We start from the raw sequence: 21,137 nt of genomic DNA on the forward strand, positions 1-21,137 counted from the left end.
GTCTCACTGCCCTGTGGTCGAGGCGCGGATGACGAGTTCGGGGCGCAGGCGTTCGGACTTGACCTCCTCGCCCTGCAGCAACCGGGCCAGCAGGTCGAGCCCGCGGCGGCCCATCTCGTGCATGGGCGAGCGCACCGTGGTGAGCGGCACCGGCAACTCGGCGGCAAGCGGGGTGTCGTTGAAGCCCGCCACCGCGATGTCCGTTCCCGCCCGCAGACCATGGTCGCGCAGGGCACCGAGTGCGCCGATGGCGGCGAAGTCGTTGACCGCGAAGATCGCCGTCGGAGGGCTGCCCGCGGCCAGCAGCTGCTCAGTAGCCGCATGCCCGCCACGCGCGTCGAACCGCGACTGGGTTACGCGATGTGGCGGGAGGTCGATGCCGGCCTCGGCGTAGGCGTCGAGGAACCCCTGCGAGCGATCGATACCGGTGCTGGCATACGGCTCACCGGCGACGACCGCGACGTCGGTGTGGCCAAGGCTCAGCAGGTGCTCGCCGATCATCCGGCCGCCGAGGTAGTCGTCGCAGGTCACGGACGGGAAATCGCCGGCCCTGCGGCTGACGAGCACGAAGGGCACACCCCGAGCTGCGACGGCGTCGAGGAAGGTCGCATCCACGTAGGCGTCGCCGAAGATCATGCCGTCGACCCGGCGCGCGAGCACCATCTCCGTGCGGGCACGCTGAAACTCCGGGACGTCGCGGGTGTTGGTGACGAACGTCGACAACCCTCGCTCGCCCGCCGCCTCCTCGATGCCCTCGTAGATCGTCGCGAGCACGATGTCGGAGAGCCGGGGAACCAGCACACCGACCAGGTTGCTGCGTTGCGTCCGTAGGCTCGTCGCGTGCGGGTTCGGGCGGTAGCCGAGCTCATCGGCCAGCTTGCGAATCCGCTCGACAGTCGCGCTGGATGCCGCGCGGTGGCTCTCGTCGGGCTTCGCGTGCAGGACACGGGACACCGTCGAGACGTGTAGTCCCAGCCGGTCGGCGAGCATGCGGAGCGTCACCGGGGCGGACTTGTCGGCGCTCACTGTGATCGCTTCGCCTCCCCCTCCGGTCCGATTTCGAGGATCGTAACAGCGAGTTATTTGACGCACTCCGACTCTGCATGCATGCTACCCAAACGTTTGGGCGCGCCGTTCACGAGGAGGTCATCGAGTGCGCAAGGTCGCCGTTCTCTCCACCGGCGGAACCATCGCCACCCAGCGTGGTGTCGCGCACGACGGCGTGAGCGCGCTGCTCGAACGCCTCCCGGCCCAGCCAGGGGTTGCCATCGACGGGGTCGACGTGTTCTGCCTCGGCAGCTACCTGCTCACCCCGGCGGACATGCGCGAGGTGGCGCGCGCCGTCCAGGAGGCCCTCACCAGCGACGACGTGCTCGGGGTCGTCGTCACCCACGGCACCGACAGCATGGAGGAGACCGCCTTCCTCACCGAGCTGTTCCACGCCGATGCGCGGCCCGTCGTGTTCACCGGCGCGCAGCGGCCTGCCGACGCTCCGGACAGCGACGGCCCACGCAACCTCGTGGACGCCATCACGGTCGCCACCGCCACCGCGGCGCGCGACCGCGGAGTGCTGATCACCTTCGACGGCCAGGTCTTCGCCGCTCGCGGCACCCGCAAGACACACACGGTGGCCGCTGCCGCGTTCTCGGCTCCGGACGCCGGCGCGATCGGCCGCATCACCGCGGGCACCGTCGAGTTCATGGCGAAACCCGACCGGTTACCCCCACTGCGGTTGGCCGATCTCGACCTCGACGGCGTTCGCGTCGACGTCGTGGCCTGTTACCCCGGCGCCGACACGGTGGCGCTCGACGCGGTGGCGGGGGCGGGGGCGGGGGCCACGGGGATCGTGCTGGAGACCACCGGCGCGGGCAACGCCAATCCCGAGATTCGCGACGCGGTCGCGCGGCTCACGGCACGTGGCGTGGTGGTCGCGCTGTCCACCCGCGTGCACGCGGGCCCGGTCGTCGAGCTGTACGGCAACGGCGGCGGCCTCGACCTCGTCAAGGCGGGGGCCGTGCCCACCGGCAACCTGCGCCCCTCGCAGGCACGCGTGCTGCTCACCGCACTACTCGGCTGCTACCGCGATCCGGTGCAGGCCGCCGAACAGCTGCGCATCCGAAGTGCACCGACTTCGGACAGCGGGTGCGTGCCGGGCACGTCGTGCGTGCCCGGCAGCTCCCCCGTCAGTAACGGCGATCGATCACCGCGCCGGTCGCGGCGGTCCACTTGATGTAGCCGCGCTGGAAGTTGTTCCGCCGTCCACCGGGTACCGAGTACTCACTGCTCGTCGGGTAGCCGAGGTAGGAACGTTCCCAGCCAAGCGCGGCCCACCGCTGCCGGATCGCGCCGTAGATCCCCTGCGCACCGGTCGCGCCGGTCCAGTAGATCGAGCCGCCCTTCGAGAAGTGGTTGTACCGGCCCCTCCCATCGGGCGTCGTCTGCTCATCGGTCGACGGATACCCGAGCGGACTACGCTCCCAGCCCAGTGCGGCCCAGCGCTGCCGGATCCCGCCCCAGATCCCATGTGCACCGGTCGCAGCGGTCCAGTAGATCGAGGCACCCTTCGAGAAGTGGTTGTACCGGCCCTTCCCGTCCGGCGTCACCAGCTCATCCGTCGTGGGGTAGCCGAGCGGACCACGCTCCCAGCCCAGTGCCGCCCACCGCTGCCGGATCCCGCCGTAGATCGCATGCGAACCGGTCGAGGAGGTCCAGTAGATCGAGGCCGGGTAGCCCGGGGTCACACCGACGAAGTGGTTGTACCTGCCCCTGCCGTCCGGTGTGCCCAGCTCGTCCGTGGTCGGCGGGCCGAATGTGGCGTGCCCGCCGAGCGCGAGGTAGCGCTGGTAGATCGAGCCGTAGACCGCCTTGGTTCCCGTCGCGGCCGACCAGTACAGCCGACCGTTCTCGTAGGTCTGGTAGTACAGGCCACCGTCGACGACCTCCGGCCCGGCCGGCGCGCCGAGCTTCTGCCGCAGCGTGGGATCGGCGTTGTACCGCTTGGCAACCGGTGTCGTGTACTCGGCGTGCAGCGTCAGGTCGCTCGATCCCATCGTGAGCGTGCGCGTGCGCTCGGTGGAACCGTCGGACCAGCGCGTGAAGGTGGACTGGCCGTCGGTGGCGGTCGCCGCGGCGACGATCTCGAGTGTCGCACCCTCGGTGACCATCGCGGTGCTTCCGCCGGTGTCCTCCAGCGGCATCTGGACAGCTGCGGGCACGTTGCTCGTCAGCGTGACGCGGTGCTCCCTCGGCAATGCCTTGTAGGTGTAGCTCGTGGACACACCTTCGCTGTCGGTGGCCGTTGCGGTGAGCTCCAGCCAGGTGTCCTGGTGATCCGGGAACGGCATGGTGAACGTCGGCCCTGCCCCGCCCTCGCCCGGATGGTCGTGACAGGTCGTCACGTCACCGCAGTGCACCATGGTGCTCTCCCACTGCACGTCGAGCGGACCGTCCTCGGCGTCGGTCGCGTCGACCGTCACCGTGACCGGCTCGTGGACCGCGAACGTCCGCCCCTCCGGGGTCCGGGAGGTGATGACGGGTGCGTAGTTCCCTGGCACGACCGTGATGTCGGCCGTGCTGCCGGCACCGAGATCGTCGGACACCGTCAGACGCGCGGTGAACCGGTCGGTACCCGCGGCGTAGGTGTGCGACACCCGGACGCCCGAACCCGTCTGCCCGTCACCGAAGTCCCAGTCGTAGCGCAGTTGGTCGCCGTCGAAGTCGATCGAGCCGGAGCCGTCGAAGGTGACAGTGCGCGTAGCCGGATCGGTGCTGCTGACGGCCCGCGCGATCGGCGCGGAGTTGCCGGGTGCGTAGCTGAGCCGCTGGAGCCTGCCGGTGGCGATGTCGGCGTAGACGATGTCGCCACCGGGACCGTTCACGAACTTCACCGGGGCACCGATGCCGGTGCCGAACGGCGGGTTCTCCGGGCCGCGCGTGAGCTTGCCCTGCGTGTCGAAGCGCACCGTCCAGATCTTTTTCGCCGCGTAGTCGCCGTAGAAGTAGGCGCCCTGGTACGGCTCGGGGTAGCTCGTGCCGGTGTAGAACACGCCACCGGTGACGCTCGCGCCCTGATCCGCCGCGCTGCCGTGCTTGTAGGCCACGAGCGGTGCGGCGTTGGAAACGGTGGCGCAGCGCGGATCGTTGGGGTAGGTCGACAGCGGTGTGGCGACGTTGCCCTCCCAGCACGGCCAGCCGTAGCTGCGGCCGGGCTGGACCACGTTGATCTCCTCCCAGGTCCGGTGGCCGACGTCGCCGACAATGGGCAGACCAGTGCGCGGATCAAGAGACAAGCGGAACGGGCTGCGGAATCCGGAGGCGAAGACCTTGCTGCGCGTGGAGCCCGGGGTCGCGGCGTCGTAGTACGGGTTGCCCGGCACGCCGTTGCCGTTCGGCAGGAGGTGCAGGATCTTGCCGAGCGGCTGGTTGACGTCCAGCGCACGGAACGCGGCGGGGTCCGCTCCGTCGTAACGGGACTGATCGCCGATGCCGACCCACAGAGTGCCGTCGGCGGCCGCCACGATGCCCCAGATGGCGTGGACAATCGACTCGCCGGGAAGCTGCAGGATCGTCCGCTCGTCGGCGAGGCCGGTCGGTTCACCGGTTCCCGTGACGGTCCAGCTCGCCAGCCGCAGCACGAAACCACCGGACGTGGGCACCGAGCGGGACAGGTAGATGGTTCGCGAGGTCTCGAAGTCCGGCGCGACCGCGAGACCGACGAGGCCGAGATCCTGCTCCGGGTGGACCGGCAGCGTCTGCACGGTCTTGGTGCGGGAGCCGTCCGCGGAGACCCACGCGAGCTTGCCCTTCTTGCCCGCGCTGAGCAGGCTGCCGTCCGGAAGGTAAGCGAAGTCGGTGAGATCGCCGGCGATCTGGCCGCTGGCCTGGTCGCGGAGTACGAAACCCGCCGGCAGTACCGGTGCGGCGGACGCTTCCTCGGGCGGGGTGGCGGCGATCAAGCCCACCGTGATCAGTCCGGCACCCACCATCGCGAACGCGCGATGGAGTAAACGCTTCCCTGCGAGCGACATGCCAACCATTTCGCCCGATCGTGTGAATGTGTTTCACTCAGCCGAGCGATGTAACATGACCGTGATCACACAGAGGGTGGCCACCGGCGCGATCGAGAGCGATAGCGGTGGGACTTTGCCCCACGAACGGGCTCACCCGTCACACAATTTCCGAGGCTGCTGCGCCTGCCACCTTTGGCCCCCAAGGCCACCTTGGTTGCAGCTGTCAAACACCGCGACGCGAAGCGTCTCCGTTTGGGCGGTGGTGGGAGACGGGTGGGCGCAACCAAGGGGGCCTTGGGTGAATTGGGCCGGTACACACTGATGGACTGGTCCACTGCAGCTGTCGCGACGCTCCGAGACTGGAAGCAAAACGCCGGGCGTCCCATGCGGGACACCCGGCGTTTCACCTATCAGAGCGGTAGCGGTGGGATTTGAACCCACGGACGGGGGTCACCCGTCACACGATTTCGAGTCGTGCTCCTTCGGCCGCTCGGACACGCTACCGCCGGATACGATACTGCATCCGGCTCACCACGCGTCCGACGGGTCAGCCGGGCTCCGCTGGCCTGCGAAGAACTCCGCCAGCAGCGCCGAGCACTCCTCGGCCAGCACTCCGCCCACGACCTCCGGCCGGTGGTTCAGGCGCCGGTCGCGCACGACATCCCAGAGCGAACCGACCGCGCCGGTACGCGGCTCCCACGCCCCGAACACCACCCGCGCCACCCTGGCGAGCACCAGCGCTCCGGCGCACATCGTGCACGGTTCGACGGTGACGGCGAGCGTGCAGCCTGCCAGTCGCCAGCCGTCGCCGAACCGGGCCGCCGCGGCGCGCAGGGCAAGGATCTCGGCATGCGCGGTCGGATCACCCAGCTCTTCCCTGGCGTTGTGAGCGGCGGCCAGCTCGGTCCCGTCGGGGGCGAAGACGACCGCACCGATGGGCACATCGGCCGCGCCCCGTGCACGCCGGGCCACCGCGATGGCCGCCCGCACGGAATCGACGTCGCCCGGGCTCACAGCTCGTCGAGCAGCGCGTTGAACTCGTCGGCGAAGCCGCAGCGCTGGGCGATCATCTGCAACTGCTCGTCCGGGTAGAGCTCCACCTCGTTGACGATCACCTCGAGCTCCGGCCCTGGCATACCCAGGTCCGCGAGCACCTCCAGATCGCCCTCCGGCCAGATCGTGTCGTCGTCCTCGTCCGGCGGCTCCACCCGCAACAGATCGAGCACGTCGGCGGCGATGTCGTAGTCGAGTGCCGCGGCCGCGTCGGACAGCAGCAGCGAGGCCCCGCTCGGCGTGGGCCTGACGATGACGAAGAACTCGTCGTCAACCGCAAGCAGGCCGAACACAGCACCGGTCGAGCGCAACTTCCGCAGCTCCGTGATCGCGGCATCCAGCTCGCCGAGCGCAGCAGCGTCGAGCGCGCTGCACCGCCACTGACCGTCCTCCCGCACGACGGCCACCGCGAACCCCGTGATCGGCTCCTTCACCGCCATGCGCCCACCGTATACCCGTGGGCCTAACGGCGAACGGCGAAACGGCGGCCGGCGAGCGTGTCAATATCGAGCCCATGACCGGACCGACGGAACTCCCCGCCCTGCCGGATGCCCGCTTTGCCGGACTCCGCGCCGAAGCCGAAGCCCTCCAGCCCACGACGATCGCTCTGCGCCGTGCGGTGCACCGCCATCCCGAGCTCGGCCTCCAACTGCCGCAGACGCAACAGGCGGTTCGCGATGCCATCGCGGACCTGCCGCTGGAGATCACGCCGGGCTCGGCCACGACCTCGCTCACGGCCGTACTACGCGGGGCGCGGCCGGGCCCCGCGGTGCTGCTGCGCGGCGACATGGACGCGCTGCCCATGCCCGAGGACACCGGTGTCGACTACGCCTCCGAGGTCGCCGGCGCCATGCACGCCTGCGGGCACGACACCCACACGGCGATGCTCGCATCCGCTGCGCGGCTGCTCGCGGCACGCACCGACGAGCTGGCCGGGTCGGTGGTCTTCATGTTCCAGCCAGGCGAGGAGGGCCACCACGGCGCCCGGCACATGATCCATGAGGGCGTCCTCGACGCGGCGGGCCCGCGCGTGGAGCGGGCCCTCGGGCTGCACATCTTCGCGAACCTGCCCAGCGGGGTGATCGCCACCCGGCCCGGCCCGGTCATGGCCTCGGCCGACAACTTCTTCATCCGCGTCACCGGCAAGGGCGGCCACGGCTCGATGCCGCACAACGCCGTCGACCCGGTGCCTGCCGCGGCCGCCATGGTCGGCGCACTGCAGACGATGATCACCCGCCGGATCAGCATTTCCGATCCGGCGGTGCTGTCGGTGACGCGCATCGAGGCGGGAACGACCACGAACGTCATCCCGGAGACCGCAGTGCTGGAGGGCACCATCCGCACCCTGTCGGAGAAGACGCGTGCACTGGTACACGCCGAGCTGCCAAAGGTCTGCTCGGGCATTGCCGCGGCACACGGCTGCCGGGTGCTGGCCGACATCGAACCGTGTTACCCGTCCACTGTGAACGACGCTGCCGAGGCACAGCGGGTCCTCGACCTCGCGGGTGAGGTACTCGGCGCGGACAACGCGGTGGAGCTGCCCGACCCGTTCATGGGCGCCGAGGACTTCTCCTATGTACTGCAACGGGTTCCCGGCGCGTTCGCGTTCCTCGGCGCCTGCCCGCCGGGTACGTCCCCGGATGAGGCCGCGCCCAACCATTCCAACCGTGTCGACTATGACGAGGCGGCCATGGCCAACGGTGTCGCTCTGTACGCGGCCTTCGCCCTCGACGCCTTGCGCTGATACGGCAGGATGGGCGCCGTGCGAGACGTATGCGTGATCGGGCTCGGGCTGATCGGCGGCTCGGTGCTGCGCGCGGCCGCGGCCGCGGGGCGGACCGTGTGGGGCGCGACGGAGTCCACTGTGGATGCCGAGGCCGCCGCGGCAGAGGGCTACGCGGCCACAACGGACCTCGCCGCCGCACTGCGCAGGGCCGCTGACGCCGACGCGCTGGTCGTGCTCGCCGTGCCGCTGCCCGCGGTCGAAGGTGTACTGCGAGCCGTCGGTGAGCACGCCCCGCGGTGCCTGCTCACCGACGTGACGAGCGTGAAGGGCCCAGTGCTGGACGTGGTACGGCGATGCGCGCCGGACACCCGGTTCGCCGGTGGCCATCCGATGGCGGGCACAGCCCGGTCCGGCTGGACAGCAGGGACCGCGACGCTCTTCACCGGTGCGGCCTGGGTGGTCTGCCTCGAGGAGGACACCGACCTGGACGCCTGGCGGGAGGTGGCGGTGCTGGCGCTCGACGGTGGGGCGCACGTGGTGCCGCTGGCGGCACGGGCGCACGATGAGGTGGTCGCCCGGATCTCCCACCTGCCGCACCTGCTGGCGGCGGTGCTGGCCTCGGTGGGGGCCTACGGCGGCCCGCTGGCGGCTGCGCTCGCGGCCGGTTCCTTCGCCGACGGCACGCGGGTGGCCGGTACGCGACCGGAGCTGGTGCGGGCGATGACCGAGGGCAACCGGACGGCCTTGCTCCCGGTGCTGGACGAGGCGCTGGGCAAGCTGGGTGCCGCGCGTGGATCGCTGGCTTCGACCGGCGGGCTCGCTGCGACGATCGAGGCCGGCAACAACGGGTCCCGCGCGCTGGCGGGGCACAAAGCCGCCGTTCGCGCCGGAGTGCGCCTCGACCTGGGCGCCCCCGACGCGCGCGACGGGCTGCTCGCCTTGGGCGAGCGTGGTGGGCGGATCACGTCACTCGACGGCGACCTACTCACCGGCGAAGTCGCCTGAGGGCTCAGGGTTTCGGGGGATCCTGGGGGTCCTGCGGGCCCTGGCCGCCCTGTCCCGGCTGGTCACCGCCCGAGTTCTTCCGCAGGTAGTCCTTGGCCTTCTGGTTGGCATCGTCGATCTTGTCGGAGTGCTTGCCGAACTTCGACTTCGCGAAGCCGCTGGCCTTGTCCAGCCCCTGACCGATCTTCTCGCTGTTCTTGCTGAGCGCGTCCTGTGCCTTCTTCTTGATCTCGTCGAAGTTGATTCCCATACCACCAATGCACCAGCATCGGCAGCACGTCGCAAGGCGAGCGCCCCGTACGGGTCAGCCGCGGCGCCGGAAGGAAAACCGTGACCTGGTCAGATCCGGGCCGCGCACGGCATCGAAGGCGTTCTCCAACTGGTCCGCTACACCCGCCAGCTCGGCGGACTCGGGCAGGTCGGCATCCTCGAGGTCGCGCTGCTCACGTACCGCGGCGGCAAGCTCGCCGAGTGCGCAGGTGAGCAGCTGAGCATCGGCCTCGGCCGGCGGCGCGGCACCGTTCTCGATTGTGACCACGACGGCGGTGACGGCGTCGGTGACCTGCTCCAACGCGACGATCGCGGGCCACCACGCGGCGGCCTGTCGCCCAGCCGGCGACGGTTCGACCACCAGCTGCTGGAACGCTGTGCGCAGGTCGGCCAGCCCGCGGTAGGCCCGGCGGCGCCGCTTCGACCGCTCGGTTCTGTCGTGCGCTGTGGTGGCGGGCCGCAGGCCGTACTCGACGTACTCCGCGACCGTGTCGGCCACGTCGGCGAGCCGGCCACCGATCTTGGGCTGGCGGCTGCCCGGCCACAGGAGGTAACCGAAGACGAGCACGATCGCGCAGCCGAGCACCGTGTCGATCAGCCGCGCCAGCACGAGTGGCCAGTCGCTGCCCGCCGTGAGGTCCATCTGCACGATGATCAGCGGGGTGATGAAGGCGCTGAGGATTCCGTAGTTGCGTACCTTGCCGATCGCCGCACCGGCGGCGAACAACGCGACCAGCACCACCAGGCCCGCGCCCTCGGTGCCGATGCCGAGCACCGCGGCGCCGATACCGACACCCACGACTGTGCCCAGCCCGCGCAGGATCGCCCGGCCGAAGACCGAACCGAAGTCCGGTTTCAGCACGATGCCGACGGTGAGCGTGATCCAGTAGGAGCGCTCGATCGGCAGCAGCACGCTTACCAGCTCGGCGAGTGCGACGCAGAGCGTCAGGCGCAGCGCGGCGACCCACGTCAGCGGCCCCGAACTCAGCAATGCGAACCACTCGCGGACCCGCTGGCGCGGGCCGGGCCGGTGCCCGCGTTGCCGCTCGTTCTCAATGCCGATCTTGGCCAATGCGCGGTAGAGCGCGGCGACAGCGGGGTCGGGATGCTCGCCGCGGGGCGTGGGCGGCAGGGGCGCGTCCGCCAGAACCGCCGTCGCCAGTGCGGTGAAGTGTTCGATGACGTCTCGCGGTGCCCGCGCTCCGGCGTTGACCATGGCCACCGAGGCCTCGACGGCCGGCGTGCTGGCGGAGAGCAGGTTGAGCAGCTTGCGGTAGGTGACGTCGCGGCCGGACAGCCACGATCGTGCGGTGAGCAGCCGGTCGTAGGCGGTGCTCAGTGCGGCGGTGAGCTGCTGGCGGGCTGCCAGCGAGGTCGCGTCGTCCTGCGCCGAGTGCATGGCGGCCAGCTCGATGTAGACGTGGGCGACGGCTTGCCGCTCCGGCGATGTTCCGTGCACGGTCCAGCCCGCGAGCGCCACGACGAGGCCCCAGACCGCGCCGCACGCGAAACACGCCAGTACCGTCCCTGCCGCCACGCTCAGTGAGTGCTGGCCGGTGCCGAGCACGGTGAAGACGAACAGCTGCAGCGCCGCCACCGAGGCATTGCTGCCCGCGGCACTGATCAGCGCCGAGACCGCCGCGACGGCCACCACGGTGGAAATCGACCAGGCGAGGTTACCGCCGGTGACCAACCCGAGCGCGAACCCGGCGACGGCGGCCAACACTGCCCAACCGAGTCGGTGGGCGCGGTACCGGTACGGCCCACCCACATCGGCGATCAGCGTCGGCAGCGCACCGGCCGAGACGAGCGCGCCGAGCTGCAACTCGCCCAGTAGGTAACCCACGGCGATGGGCGTGGCCAGCGCAATGGCCGCACGAATGGCTCTCGTCCACGGGATCGGTGTGGGGGTCGTGCGCAGCAGATGCACGAGCCAGCGGGGTGCGGGCAGGTCGGCGCGGGGCGAGCTCACACCGACATCTTCACAAACCAGCGGACGATCACACCCTGGTTCAGCCGGCTCCCAGGCACAGGAACGGGCGGCGCAGCGGATCGACGGCGGTCGCCTCGGCAAGCGCGGCGGCCGGGGACGTGCCCGCCGCGAGCCGCTGATGCAGGTCCGCCATGGCCTCCGCCGCCGCGGTGTCGCCGACCCGCGCGACCGCGCCGACCACCGTCCGCGAGCCGCTCGCCAGCAGCGCACCCGCGAACCCGAGTGCCTCCTCGCCTGGCCGGATGTGGCTCTGCGCCAGCTCGCAGGAGGCGAGCACGACGCGCTCCGGGGGGTTGCTCAACCGGGCAGCCTCGTGCGCGAACAGCGGACCGTCGACCAGCTCGAGCCGGGAGAACAGCGCGTTCGCCGGTTCGTGCGTGCCATGCGCCACCAGGTGCGCGACCGCGGAACCATCCAATGCGGACAGCACGGCCGTGCTCGTCGCGGCCTCACCGTCGACGATCTTGGCCGCGGGGTAGATGGCACGCAGCTGCCGGACCTCGCCGACCGCACCGGGCACGCCCGGCCCGCCGACGAGCACGACCGGTTCGGGGCGCGGGCTGAGCGCCGCGGCGGCCCACGCGGTGGCCGACGGCGCGATGGACAGTGCCCGCCCACGCAGCGAGGGCAGCGCGCCCCAGGGCAGCGCATGCAACGAGCCGGTCGGGATGATCACCAGCTCTCGTTCGCCCAGCAGCTCGACGAGCGGCTGAATGAGCAGTTCGTCCAGCGCGCCGGCCCGCCGCCGCGCGGACCCACGCACAGCCGCGGCCAGCTGCGCCGGCAGGTGGTCGGGAGCCAGCGCGTCGAGATCGGCATGCAGTTGCTGCGCGCTCTCCACGGCCTCGGCGAGCGAGCCGAGGCGCAGCAGCCGGAACCGGCCATCGCGCACGATGACGGCGGCGAGCGTGTCGCCATGCCCGGCGAGACTCACCAGCACCCGTTCACCGAGCTGGGCGGCGACCTCCTCGGGGGAGCTCACGGGCCGTGGCCGGCCCCACCGGCTGGTGTACCAGCCGAGCCTGCTCGCCTCCCGCTGCAGCCAGCGATACCGCTGCTCCAGCACGGTGATCGGCTTGCCCGCGAGCCGGTTCTGCTGCACGGCACGCCGCACGTGCCGCATCTCGGTGAGGTGCTTGACCAACACCGGGTCGTCGATCGCGGGCAGCGGTTCGTACCTGTACGCCTGCGCGCGGGTGCGCTCCTGCCACGCGAGCAGCCGGCGCGCGCCTGCCTCACCCCGTGCGCTGTCCAGCACGAGCCCGACCGCGAGCGCACCCAGTTCCAGACCGTGTACGGCGGTACCGCAGAGCAGGTCGAGCCCGCCCATCCGGTCACGGGCACTGCCCAGTTCGGTGAGCCCGGAACGCGCCTGCCCGAGCGCCGCCCGCGTCCGGCCGGTGGCGACGGCCAACTCGGCGCGGCACAGCCGCAAGAGCATGCGGTGATCGACCGGAGTGGTCCGGTGTGGCCGGGGCACCCTGGCCAGCTGGTCGGCTGCCGCCTCGGTGTCGTCCCTGCGCAGAAGCAGGCGCACGGCGAGCAGCCGCGCCACGGCTGCTTCGTCCCGCAGACCGAGCCCGGCCAGCCGGTCGGCGAGCCGCACCAGCCCGGCAGGCAGGCGCGCCGGTGGCCTGCCTGGCGCGGCCAGTACCTCCATGGCCTCCGCCCGCTGCCGGGTCAGCGCCGCGACCTCGGCCCAGCGCATGTTGCCGCGGCGGAGGAACCGGTGCCGCGCCGCGATCGCCAGCTGGCGGGCGAGCGCGAAGTCGCCGTCCAGCAGCGCTGCGGCGGCCCTCGACACCTCGGCTTCGGCGACGTCCTGCATGACCCGGTTGCGGCGCAGGTCGGGCAGAGCTTCATCGAGGTGCCGAGCCGCCTCCTCCGCGAGCCCGGCGACGAGCAGTGCTCGTGCCTGGTCGAGACGGACCCTTGCCACCCAGCCCGGCGCGACGGTCTCCAGGATTCGGACGGCTTCGTCGTAGTGCCGGAGCGCGCCGGGGATGTCACCGGCCAGCTGAGCAAGGTCACCGAGACCGTGCCGGGCCTTGCCGGCCAGCCGGGTCAGATCGTGCTCGGCGGCCAGGGTGATGGCGCGGACGAAGTCGCGTTCCGCGGCGTCGATGTCGGTGAGCTCGGCGTGCACCTGTGCTCGGTTGAGCAGGGTTCTGGTCAGCAGCAGGCCGTCCCCGCCGCCAATACGCGCCAGCACCGGAATGATCTTGTTGAACAGCGCGAGCGATTCGGCGGGTTGCCCGACCCGGAAGAGCAACAATGCCCGCTGCCCGGTGACCACGGCCCGCAGTTCCTCGCGCTCCCGCCCGACGGGGAGCAGGCGCACCTGCTCCTGTGCGGCCTTCAGCCCGCGGAAGCCCTCGGTGGTCGAGCCAATTTCCGCCGTGGCCAGAGCCAGGCTGATCAACAGCCGGACTCTGGCGGCAATCCATCCCGGCCCCGCACCACCGCCAGCGTCGAGCGTGCGCAACGCCGTGCGCAAAAGCCGGACCGCGTCGACATTGAGCGCGCTGCCCGCCGCATCGTTCGCCCGCCGGTGCAGCGCGAGGACGGTGTCAAGAACAGGACTCTCTCGTGGCTCCCCAGGCACAAGATCTATAGGAGCACATCAACCCGGGCTACGCAGCAGTCGGTCCTTTTACAACACAACTGCCGGCGTGACAACGGTCCGCCGCCACAAATCTGCCTCAATGTGTACCACTATCTGGGTGGTTCCATGGGGAACGTCGTGCAGCACGAACCTGCCACCGTCATCGGCAACCGTCGAAACGCTTTCATGCCCCGCGACGCGAACCTCCACACCGTACTGCGCGCCCGGCACGAGCCACCCGTCGATACGGTACCGCTTACCGATCTTCGTCAGGTTGATCATCACGGTGAGGTCGCTGACCGTGAAGGTGATCGTCCCCTGTGCACTGCCGCGCACACCGGCCAGCGCGTCCGTCCGCTCCCAGCGCGCCACCTCGACGTCGAGGTCCTGCAGCGCGAGCGCGAACTGCGCCCGCTCAACGAGCCCCTCCGGCGGCGGATCGAGCTCGTTGACGAGCCTGTCCAGCTCACTCAGCAGCGCCTCGTCGTCGGGAAAGGTACCGCCCTCGTTCATGCGCTGTCCCCTTGAGCGTCAAGCAAACCCCGCATCTGCTGCAGACACCGGCCGCGGGTGGGGCCGATACTCCCGTGTGGCATGTGCAGGGCGTCCGCCACGAGCCGGTACTCGGCCCGGCCCCCGAGCACGGTCAGCCGCAGCAGCTCCTGGCAACGCTGCGACAGCTGGGCGAACGCCGTCCACAGCCGACGGTCCCGGTCGGCACGCAGGGCCTCGGCCTCCGGCGCGGGTTGCGTGCTCGGCACCAGCTCGGCGAGCTCGTCGGTGAGTGGCACCTGCCCGGGTCTGCGACCGGCGGCCCGCTGCGACTCCCGCCGTGCCGTGGTGATCAACCACGCGGCGAGCGCACGTGGCTCGGCGAGCCGGTCGAGGTGCCGGAAAAGGGCCAACCATACGGTCTGGACCACATCCTCCGCGCAGTGCTGATCGAGCCCATTGCCCCGAGCGACATGCCAGATGAGGGGAGTCAGCTCGGCGACGAGCCGGTTCATCGCCTTCCGGTCACCCGCACGCGCCGCGTGCATGCAGGCCGCGTACAGCTCATGGCCGTGCAGTCCCTCCCAGGGAGGGTCCGCCTCGGCGGTTCTGACCTCGGTCACCGTCTCCGCCCTCCGCTGTCGCGCCTTTCCGGTAGGGGCAGGAAGTATCACCAGCCTGGGGGGCCAGTGAAGGGCTGCGGCGGGACTCCGGTACATAGCTCATTCGTTTGGAGTAGCGGACACCACGAAATTCGCCGAGCGGCGCGGCGTGTCCTCCCACCGCCGCGCCCGCTCGGTTTCGCTGAGATGCGGCCCCGAACCGGCAACGTCAATACGCCGCCGGCAGTGTTCCGCCTCTCCCGGGCGCTCCCATTCCGCGAAACGCCCAACCGGATGGTCATCACCCCCATGGACGTGCATGTCGACGACCAGCCGGCCCCCCTGGGGAGAGCGTGGTGGCCACTGGTAGCCCGGCACACGGACCTCCTGGAGCCGTCGCTCCACGGTGCCCGCGCCGCGCAACTCCGCTGTTATCCCCGCACCGGACTGCGCGAGCCGGACCAGAACCACCACGCCTCCCCGTTCGCCCCCTGCGATCCCCGTCAACAGTGGCGGCCGACGGCCCCCTCGACTGCCGGCCACCACCTGCCCGATCACGCGAACGTCAGACCAGCAACTGGTCGATCTGCCCGCGCGCGTCTTCGTGGTAGGTCACCGGCAGCCGGTAGTTCTTCGCCAGCAGGGCGAGCAACGTCACATGGCTGTGCCCGGACTCTGCGGCTGGGGACAGCCGCTTCCAGCCGACCCCGTGCACCGCGACCCACACGCCCGGCGAGCTGCTGGCGGACCACAGGTGAGTGATCGCTCTGCCGCTGACCCAGCCACCCGAGGGCACCGGAGCGTCACCGGGCGCGGGCTGGGGCGTGCCGTTGGGCGGCGAACTATAGGGGTCCCAGCCCTTGGGCGCCGGCGGCGGGCTGTAGGGGTCCCAGCCGTCGGGCGGCGGTGCGTACGGATCCCAGCCGGTGGGCGGCTCAGGTGGCGGGGTTTCCTTCGGCGGATCAGTCGGCTCGTCCTGACCGGGTTGCTGCTCGGCCAGCGTTTCGTCGGTCATCGGGCTGCTGCTCACTCTCCTCGGTAGGCGGCGAAACGTGCTCCTCGCCCAAAAGAAGCAACAAGGTGTCGGCCAGATACACCTCGGGTGCAACTTTCTGCCAAGAAGATGCGAGCCGGTGCGCCCGCTACTTCCCCGTGCGCTCCTCGTGCCAGCGATCGAACAGGGCCGGCAACTCCTTGACCAGGAAGTCGAGGAAGTCGGCCATCTTGGCGACCCGCTGCCCGGCGGGGGTGTCCGGACCCAGCGCCGCGATGCCGTCGACAGTGGCGTCGCGCCACATCCGCATCATGCGGTCCCGTTTGAGGTAGGAGGCGTACCAGAAGTCGTCGAACTGCCGGTAGTGATCACGCCGCTCACCGGGCAGCCGCTCCTTGGAGACCAGGCCGACCTGTTCCAGATAGCGCACCGCACCGGAGATGGCGGCGGGGCTGACGACCAGCTTCTCGGCCAGCTCCGCCGCGGTCATCCGGCCACTGTCGGAGACGGTCAGCGCGGCGAACACCCGCGCGGCCATCCGCTGGAGGCCCATCTGGTTGAGGGTGATGGCCAGCCCCTCGATGTACCTGGCGACTTTCTCCTCGTCGCGCCCATGGGGCGTGGGATCACGCTGTGACTGGGGCCTGCTGGACATGACAACCATCCTTCCTGCGCTCCCCGTGAAGGATCATACGATCCATACATTTTCTTAACTTCACAACTTCGTGAAATCACTGTACCTTCGGCGGCATGGATAACGCCATCTCCGTCTCGGGCCTGCACAAATCGTTCGGGTCGACGAAGGCCCTCGACGGACTCGACCTCTCAGTTGCCACCGGCGAGGTGCACGGCTTCCTCGGCCCCAACGGCGCCGGTAAGTCCACGACCATCCGCGTCCTGCTCGGACTTCTGCGCGCCGACAAGGGCAAGGTCCGCCTGCTCGGCGGCGACCCGTGGCGCGACGCCGCGAGCCTGCACAGGCGGCTCGCCTACGTGCCCGGCGACGTCAACCTCTGGCCGAACCTCTCCGGCGGCGAGGTCGTCGACCTGCTCGGCAGGCTGCGGGGCGGCCTCGACAAGCGGCGCCGCAAGGAGCTCATGGAGCGGTTCGAGCTCGACCCCACGAAGAAGGGGCGCACCTACTCCAAGGGGAACCGCCAGAAGGTCGCCATCGTGGCGGCGCTCGCGTCCAACGTCGAGGTGCTGATCCTCGACGAGCCGACCTCGGGTCTGGACCCGCTGATGGAGGCGACGTTCCAGTACGCCATCCAGGAGGAGCGCGAGCAGGGACGTACCGTGTTGCTGTCCAGCCACATCCTCGCTGAGGTCGAGGCGCTGTGCGACCGCGTCAGCATCATCCGCAACGGGCGCACCGTCGAGACCGGCACGCTCGCCGACCTTCGGCACCTCACCCGCACCTCGATCTCCGCGGAGCTGGCGGGGCACCCCAACGGCCTCTCGACGCTGGCGAACGTGCACGACCTACGGATCGAGGGCAACAAGGTGCGCTTCGACGTGGAGACACACTCGCTGGACGAGGTGCTGCGCAAGCTCACCACCATCGGCCTGCGCAGTCTCACCAGCCAGCCGCCGACGCTGGAGGAGCTGTTCCTGCGCCACTACACCGAGGCGTCGGACACCAAGGTGGGAGCAGGACGATGACCACGCCGACTGCGACGCTGGACCGGCCCGTCGCCGTGACCGGCAACGGCCACCTCCTCGCCGGCACCCGCCACCTGGTGCGCCTCGCGCTGCGGCGCGACCGGATCGTGCTGCCGATCTGGATACTGGTGCTCGGTGTCATCGCCTCGGCGGGCGCCGGTACCTACGAAACGCTGTACGCCACGCAGGCACAACGCGATTCCCTGACCGCGACGATGGGCAGCAACCCGTCGTTGACGCTGCTCTATGGGCCCGCGTTCGACCTGAGCACCGCAGGCGGCTTCACCGCTTGGCGCTACGGCACCTTCCTGCCGCTGTTCCTGGCACTCGTCTGCATCTTCACGGTGACCAGGCACACCAGGCAGGAAGAGGACACCGGCAGGCAGGAACTGCTGTCCTCGGCCGTCGTCGGGCGGTACGCGCCGCTGACCGCCGCCGTCATCGTCGCCGGGCTCGGCAGTATCGCGACCGGCCTGGTCATGGCCCTCAGCCTGATCGGCACCGGTCTGCCTGCCGCGGGCTCGTTCGCGTTCGGGTTCTCGACGACACTCGCCGGTTTCGTGTTCATCGGCGTGGCTGCGGTGACCGCGCAGCTCGCCGAGTACTCACGCACGGCCAACGGCATCGCCACCGCCGTACTCGGGGTCACGTTCCTGCTCAGGGCCCTGGGTGACGCCGCGAGGGACGTGCACTGGCTGTCGTGGCTCTCGCCCATCGGCTGGTCCACACAGGTGCGGGCGTTCGCCGACGAGCGCTGGTGGGTGCTGGGCTTGCTGGCCGGCGCCGCGGTACTCACCTGCGCATTCGGCTACTGGCTGCTGCCCAAGCGCGACATCGGGATGAGCCTCATGGCCGCCCGGCCAGGCCCAGCCGAGGCGAGTCCGGGCCTGCGGTCCCCGCTCGCGCTCGCGTGGCGGCTGCACCGCGGTGCGCTCATCGGCTGGCTGATCGGTTTCGCGGTCATGGGCGCGCTGTACGGATCGCTCGCGGCCGGCATCGGCGACGTGGTCGGGGACAGCGAGCAGGCAAGGCAGATGTTCCAGCGGCTGGGCGGCGCCGAAGGTCTACAGGCGGCATTCCTCGCCGCGATCGCCGGGATCATCGCCATGATCGCATCGTTCTACGCAGTCCAGGCCACGCTGCGGATGCGTTCCGAGGAGACCGCGGTACGCGTCGAACCGTTGCTCGCCACCAAGGTGAGCAGGCTCCGCTGGCTCGCCGGCCACCTGGTGTTCGTCCTCCTGGGCACGGCGTCGCTGGTGGTCGTTTCGGGCTTCTTCACCGGTCTGCTGCACGGTCTGCGTATCGGGGACCTCGGCGGCCAGCTGTCGTCGATGCTCGGCGCCTCGCTAGCGCAACTGCCCGCGGTATGGGTGGTCGCGGGGGCCGGTGTGGCCATCTTCGGCATCGTGCCGCAGTTCTCGAACCTCGCCTGGGCACTCGCCGCGCTCTTCGTACTGATCAGCATGTTCGGGCCGATCGCGAACGTCGGGCAGGCCGTGCTGAACGTCTCGCCGTTCCAACACGTTCCGAAGCTGCCCGGTGCCGAGTTCACCGCGACGCCACTGATCTGGCTCGGCCTGATCGCCGTCGCACTGGTCGGCGCCGGGCTGGTGGGCTTCCGGCGGCGCGACATCGGCTAGGCCACGCGAGCGAGCCCGGGTTTCGTCGGGGGAAACCCGGGCTCGTTCGTGCATCACCTCGCCCGGACGTTGCCCGCCGCGTCGACGTGCAACCGCGCCTGGGGTCCGGCCGCGCCGCAGTGCGGGCCGTTCGGGTACACCGGCTGGGCGGTGATGTCGAGCTCCTGCCGCACGATCTCCGTGCCGCCGTCGCCGCTCACCGTCAGCGTCACCGCGACCGGCTGCTCTGGCAGGTCGTCGATGTAGGCGAAACCGTTCTTCCCGCCGGTGTACCGCATTGCGGCGGAGCAGGAGTCGTCCTGCCCGTTACCGGTGCACGTCGGCGGTCCGGCCGTGGTCGACAGGGACAACTCCACCGGAGCCGTCCGGCAGGTTCGTCCCCAGCACGCCTCGACTGTCGCGGTCACAGCCTCGGGACCTGCCGGCCTCGGCGCGATGTCCACCGCGATGCCGGTCGAGGCCCCGATCTCGGTACAGGGCCGGTCGGCGCCGCCGGCTCCGGCTGACGCTCCACATCCGGCAACGAGAAGAAGCGCAAGCATGCTCACGAGTCGCATGGCAACAAGACGGTGCCGACCATGCGTCCGGTTGCATGCCGACCCGGCACGGTGGGTAGCCGGAGGCCATGAGTGGCATCGTCGAGCGCATTCCCACGCAGCTGTTCATCGACGGTAAGTGGCAGGACTCGGCCGACAGAAGCACCTTCGGAGTCGACGACCCCGGCACCGAGCAACGGTTGTGCGAGGTCGCCGACGGTCAGGCCACCGACGCCGAAGCAGCGGTCGAGGCCGCGGCCGCGGCGCAGGAGGCGTGGGCACGAACACCGCCGCGCGAGCGGGGCGAGATCCTGCGGCGCGCGTGGCAGCTGATGCGGGAGCGTGCCGACGATCTGGCAGTGCTGATGACGCTCGAGATGGGCAAGACCCTCGCCGAGTCGCGCACGGAGGTCAACTACGCCGCCGAGTTCTTCCGCTGGTTCTCGGAGGAGGCGGTCCGCATCGACGGCCGGTACTCGCCCAACCCGGCGGGCGGCGGGCGCCTGATCGTCACGCGGCAGCCGGTAGGGCCGTGCCTGCTGATCACACCGTGGAACTTCCCGCTGGCGATGGGCACCCGCAAGATCGGGCCCGCCGTCGCCGCGGGGTGCACCATGATCGTCAAGCCGCCGCAGCTCACCCCGCTGTCCATGCTCAACCTGGCTGATCTGCTCACCGAGGCGGGGTTACCCGACGGCGTGCTGAACGTGGTGCCGAGCACCTCGGCCACCCGCATCGTCAATCCGGTGCTGGCGGACGCACGCGTGCGCAAGCTGTCGTTCACCGGTTCGACCGAGGTGGGACGGCGGCTCGTCGAGCAGTGCGCCGGCAACCTGCAGCGCATGTCCATGGAGCTGGGCGGCAACGCGCCGTTCTTGGTCTTCGCCGACGCCGACCTCGATGCGGCGGTGCGCGGCGCCCTCACGGCCAAGCTGCGCAACAACGGCGAGTCCTGTGTGGCGGCGAACCGGTTCCACGTCGCCGAACCGGTCGCCGAGGAGTTCACCCGGCGGTTGACAGCGGAGATGTCGGCGCAGCGGATCGGCCACGGCACCGAGAAGGGCGTCACGGTCGGGCCGCTCATCAGCGCGGAACAGCGGGACAAGGTCATCGAACTGGTCGAGGACGCCCGCACCCGTGGCGCCAGGGTGACGACCGGCGGGGAGACCGTGGCGGGCACGGGGTACTTCTACCGGCCGACCGTGCTGGCCGACGTGCCCGAGGATGCCCGCATCCTGCGCGAGGAGGTGTTCGGCCCGGTCGCCCCGGTCACGACCTTCGCCGACGAGGACGAGGCAGTGGCGCTCGGCAACGACACCGAGTTCGGCCTCGTCGGCTACCTGTTCACCCGCGACCTCGACCGCGCGGTGCGGGTTGGCGAGAACCTGCACACCGGCATGGTCGGGATCAACACCGGTCTCGTGTCGAATCCGGCAGCGCCCTTCGGTGGTGTGAAGGCATCCGGCTTCGGCAGGGAAGGCGGCCCCGAGGGCATCGACGAGTACCTCGACACCAAGTACCTCGCACTCGCCGTCGGCTAGCGGCCC

Annotated in this window: 18 protein-coding genes and 1 tRNA gene; 6 read left to right on the top strand and 13 right to left on the bottom strand. The window is 70.4% G+C overall.

Annotated elements, in window-relative coordinates:
- Positions 1–3: 3 nt before the first annotated feature.
- Complete coding sequence (locus ABZ863_RS21620; protein ID WP_358538417.1) at positions 4–1,026, bottom strand: substrate-binding domain-containing protein; 1,023 nt, start codon at positions 1,024–1,026, stop codon at positions 4–6.
- A 127-nt stretch (positions 1,027–1,153) separates the two neighbouring features.
- On the opposite strand from ABZ863_RS21620, the gene ABZ863_RS21625 reads away from it, so the two are divergent.
- Entirely contained in the window at positions 1,154–2,230 is a 1,077-nt protein-coding gene (locus tag ABZ863_RS21625; RefSeq protein ID WP_358538420.1) for an asparaginase, read from the top strand.
- Here the strand turns inward: ABZ863_RS21625 and ABZ863_RS21630 are convergent.
- The 4 genes from ABZ863_RS21630 to ABZ863_RS21645 all read right to left on the bottom strand — a co-directional run bounded on the left by ABZ863_RS21630 (position 2,184) and on the right by ABZ863_RS21645 (position 6,502).
- Complete coding sequence (locus ABZ863_RS21630) at positions 2,184–4,985, bottom strand: PQQ-dependent sugar dehydrogenase (RefSeq protein WP_358538502.1); 2,802 nt, start codon at positions 4,983–4,985, stop codon at positions 2,184–2,186. The two genes, ABZ863_RS21625 and ABZ863_RS21630, sit on opposite strands and share 47 nt — an antisense overlap.
- A 440-nt stretch (positions 4,986–5,425) precedes the next feature.
- A tRNA-Ser gene (locus tag ABZ863_RS21635) sits at positions 5,426–5,513 on the bottom strand.
- Between the two features lie 24 nt (positions 5,514–5,537).
- Positions 5,538–6,023: a nucleoside deaminase gene (locus ABZ863_RS21640; protein WP_358538423.1), complete on the bottom strand. Its 486-nt coding sequence runs from the start codon at positions 6,021–6,023 to the stop codon at positions 5,538–5,540.
- Positions 6,020–6,502, bottom strand: a complete 483-nt coding sequence (locus ABZ863_RS21645; RefSeq protein WP_358538426.1) for a tRNA adenosine deaminase-associated protein — start codon at positions 6,500–6,502, stop codon at positions 6,020–6,022. Before ABZ863_RS21645 ends, ABZ863_RS21640 begins: the two co-directional genes overlap by 4 nt.
- Before the next feature lie 74 nt (positions 6,503–6,576).
- Here ABZ863_RS21645 and ABZ863_RS21650 point away from each other — a divergent pair, with 74 nt between their 5' ends.
- Both ABZ863_RS21650 and ABZ863_RS21655 read left to right on the top strand, forming a co-directional pair.
- A complete protein-coding gene (locus ABZ863_RS21650) occupies positions 6,577–7,806 on the top strand; it encodes a M20 family metallopeptidase (protein ID WP_358538429.1) in 1,230 nt (409 codons plus the stop codon).
- Positions 7,807–7,815: 9 nt separating this feature from the next.
- Positions 7,816–8,793, top strand: a complete 978-nt coding sequence (locus ABZ863_RS21655; RefSeq protein WP_358538432.1) for a prephenate dehydrogenase — start codon at positions 7,816–7,818, stop codon at positions 8,791–8,793.
- Positions 8,794–8,797: 4 nt separating this feature from the next.
- On the opposite strand, the gene ABZ863_RS21660 is transcribed toward ABZ863_RS21655, so the two are convergent.
- The 7 genes from ABZ863_RS21660 to ABZ863_RS21690 all read right to left on the bottom strand — a co-directional run bounded on the left by ABZ863_RS21660 (position 8,798) and on the right by ABZ863_RS21690 (position 16,404).
- The gene (locus ABZ863_RS21660; protein ID WP_358538435.1) at positions 8,798–9,043 is read right to left on the bottom strand and encodes an antitoxin; all 246 of its coding nucleotides are present in this window, start codon (positions 9,041–9,043) and stop codon (positions 8,798–8,800) included.
- 54 nt (positions 9,044–9,097) lie between these two features.
- Positions 9,098–11,035, bottom strand: a complete 1,938-nt coding sequence (locus ABZ863_RS21665) for an FUSC family protein (RefSeq protein WP_358538437.1) — start codon at positions 11,033–11,035, stop codon at positions 9,098–9,100.
- A gap of 40 nt (positions 11,036–11,075) precedes the next feature.
- Positions 11,076–13,661 carry a CHAT domain-containing protein gene (locus tag ABZ863_RS21670; protein WP_358538440.1) on the bottom strand — a complete coding sequence of 862 codons (2,586 nt, stop codon included), beginning with the start codon at positions 13,659–13,661 and terminating at the stop codon, positions 11,076–11,078.
- Positions 13,662–13,709: 48 nt separating this feature from the next.
- A complete protein-coding gene (locus tag ABZ863_RS21675; protein ID WP_358538442.1) occupies positions 13,710–14,174 on the bottom strand; it encodes a carboxypeptidase regulatory-like domain-containing protein in 465 nt (154 codons plus the stop codon).
- Complete coding sequence (locus ABZ863_RS21680) at positions 14,171–14,776, bottom strand: sigma-70 family RNA polymerase sigma factor (protein ID WP_358538445.1); 606 nt, start codon at positions 14,774–14,776, stop codon at positions 14,171–14,173. Before ABZ863_RS21680 ends, ABZ863_RS21675 begins: the two co-directional genes overlap by 4 nt.
- A gap of 544 nt (positions 14,777–15,320) precedes the next feature.
- Positions 15,321–15,770 (bottom strand): hypothetical protein, encoded by a 450-nt coding sequence (locus tag ABZ863_RS21685; protein ID WP_358538447.1) that lies wholly within the window; start codon positions 15,768–15,770, stop codon positions 15,321–15,323.
- 127 nt (positions 15,771–15,897) lie between these two features.
- Positions 15,898–16,404: a MarR family transcriptional regulator gene (locus tag ABZ863_RS21690; protein ID WP_358538450.1), complete on the bottom strand. Its 507-nt coding sequence runs from the start codon at positions 16,402–16,404 to the stop codon at positions 15,898–15,900.
- Between the two features lie 95 nt (positions 16,405–16,499).
- Between ABZ863_RS21690 and ABZ863_RS21695 the strand changes: the two genes are divergently transcribed.
- Positions 16,500–17,411 (top strand): ABC transporter ATP-binding protein, encoded by a 912-nt coding sequence (locus ABZ863_RS21695; RefSeq protein ID WP_358538452.1) that lies wholly within the window; start codon positions 16,500–16,502, stop codon positions 17,409–17,411.
- Positions 17,408–19,054, top strand: a complete 1,647-nt coding sequence (locus ABZ863_RS21700) for an ABC transporter permease (RefSeq protein ID WP_358538454.1) — start codon at positions 17,408–17,410, stop codon at positions 19,052–19,054. The genes ABZ863_RS21695 and ABZ863_RS21700 overlap by 4 nt, the downstream gene beginning before the upstream one ends.
- 53 nt (positions 19,055–19,107) lie before the next feature.
- Here ABZ863_RS21700 and ABZ863_RS21705 read toward each other — a convergent pair whose 3' ends face one another.
- Positions 19,108–19,596: a hypothetical protein gene (locus ABZ863_RS21705; RefSeq protein WP_358538504.1), complete on the bottom strand. Its 489-nt coding sequence runs from the start codon at positions 19,594–19,596 to the stop codon at positions 19,108–19,110.
- Positions 19,597–19,679: 83 nt separating this feature from the next.
- Between ABZ863_RS21705 and ABZ863_RS21710 the strand changes: the two genes are divergently transcribed.
- Positions 19,680–21,131 carry an NAD-dependent succinate-semialdehyde dehydrogenase gene (locus ABZ863_RS21710; RefSeq protein ID WP_358538457.1) on the top strand — a complete coding sequence of 484 codons (1,452 nt, stop codon included), beginning with the start codon at positions 19,680–19,682 and terminating at the stop codon, positions 21,129–21,131.
- Positions 21,132–21,137: the final 6 nt, after the last annotated feature.

It is taken from the genome of Saccharomonospora sp. NPDC046836, assembly GCF_040645195.1.
In the GTDB taxonomy this organism is placed as follows: domain Bacteria; phylum Actinomycetota; class Actinomycetes; order Mycobacteriales; family Pseudonocardiaceae; genus Prauserella_A.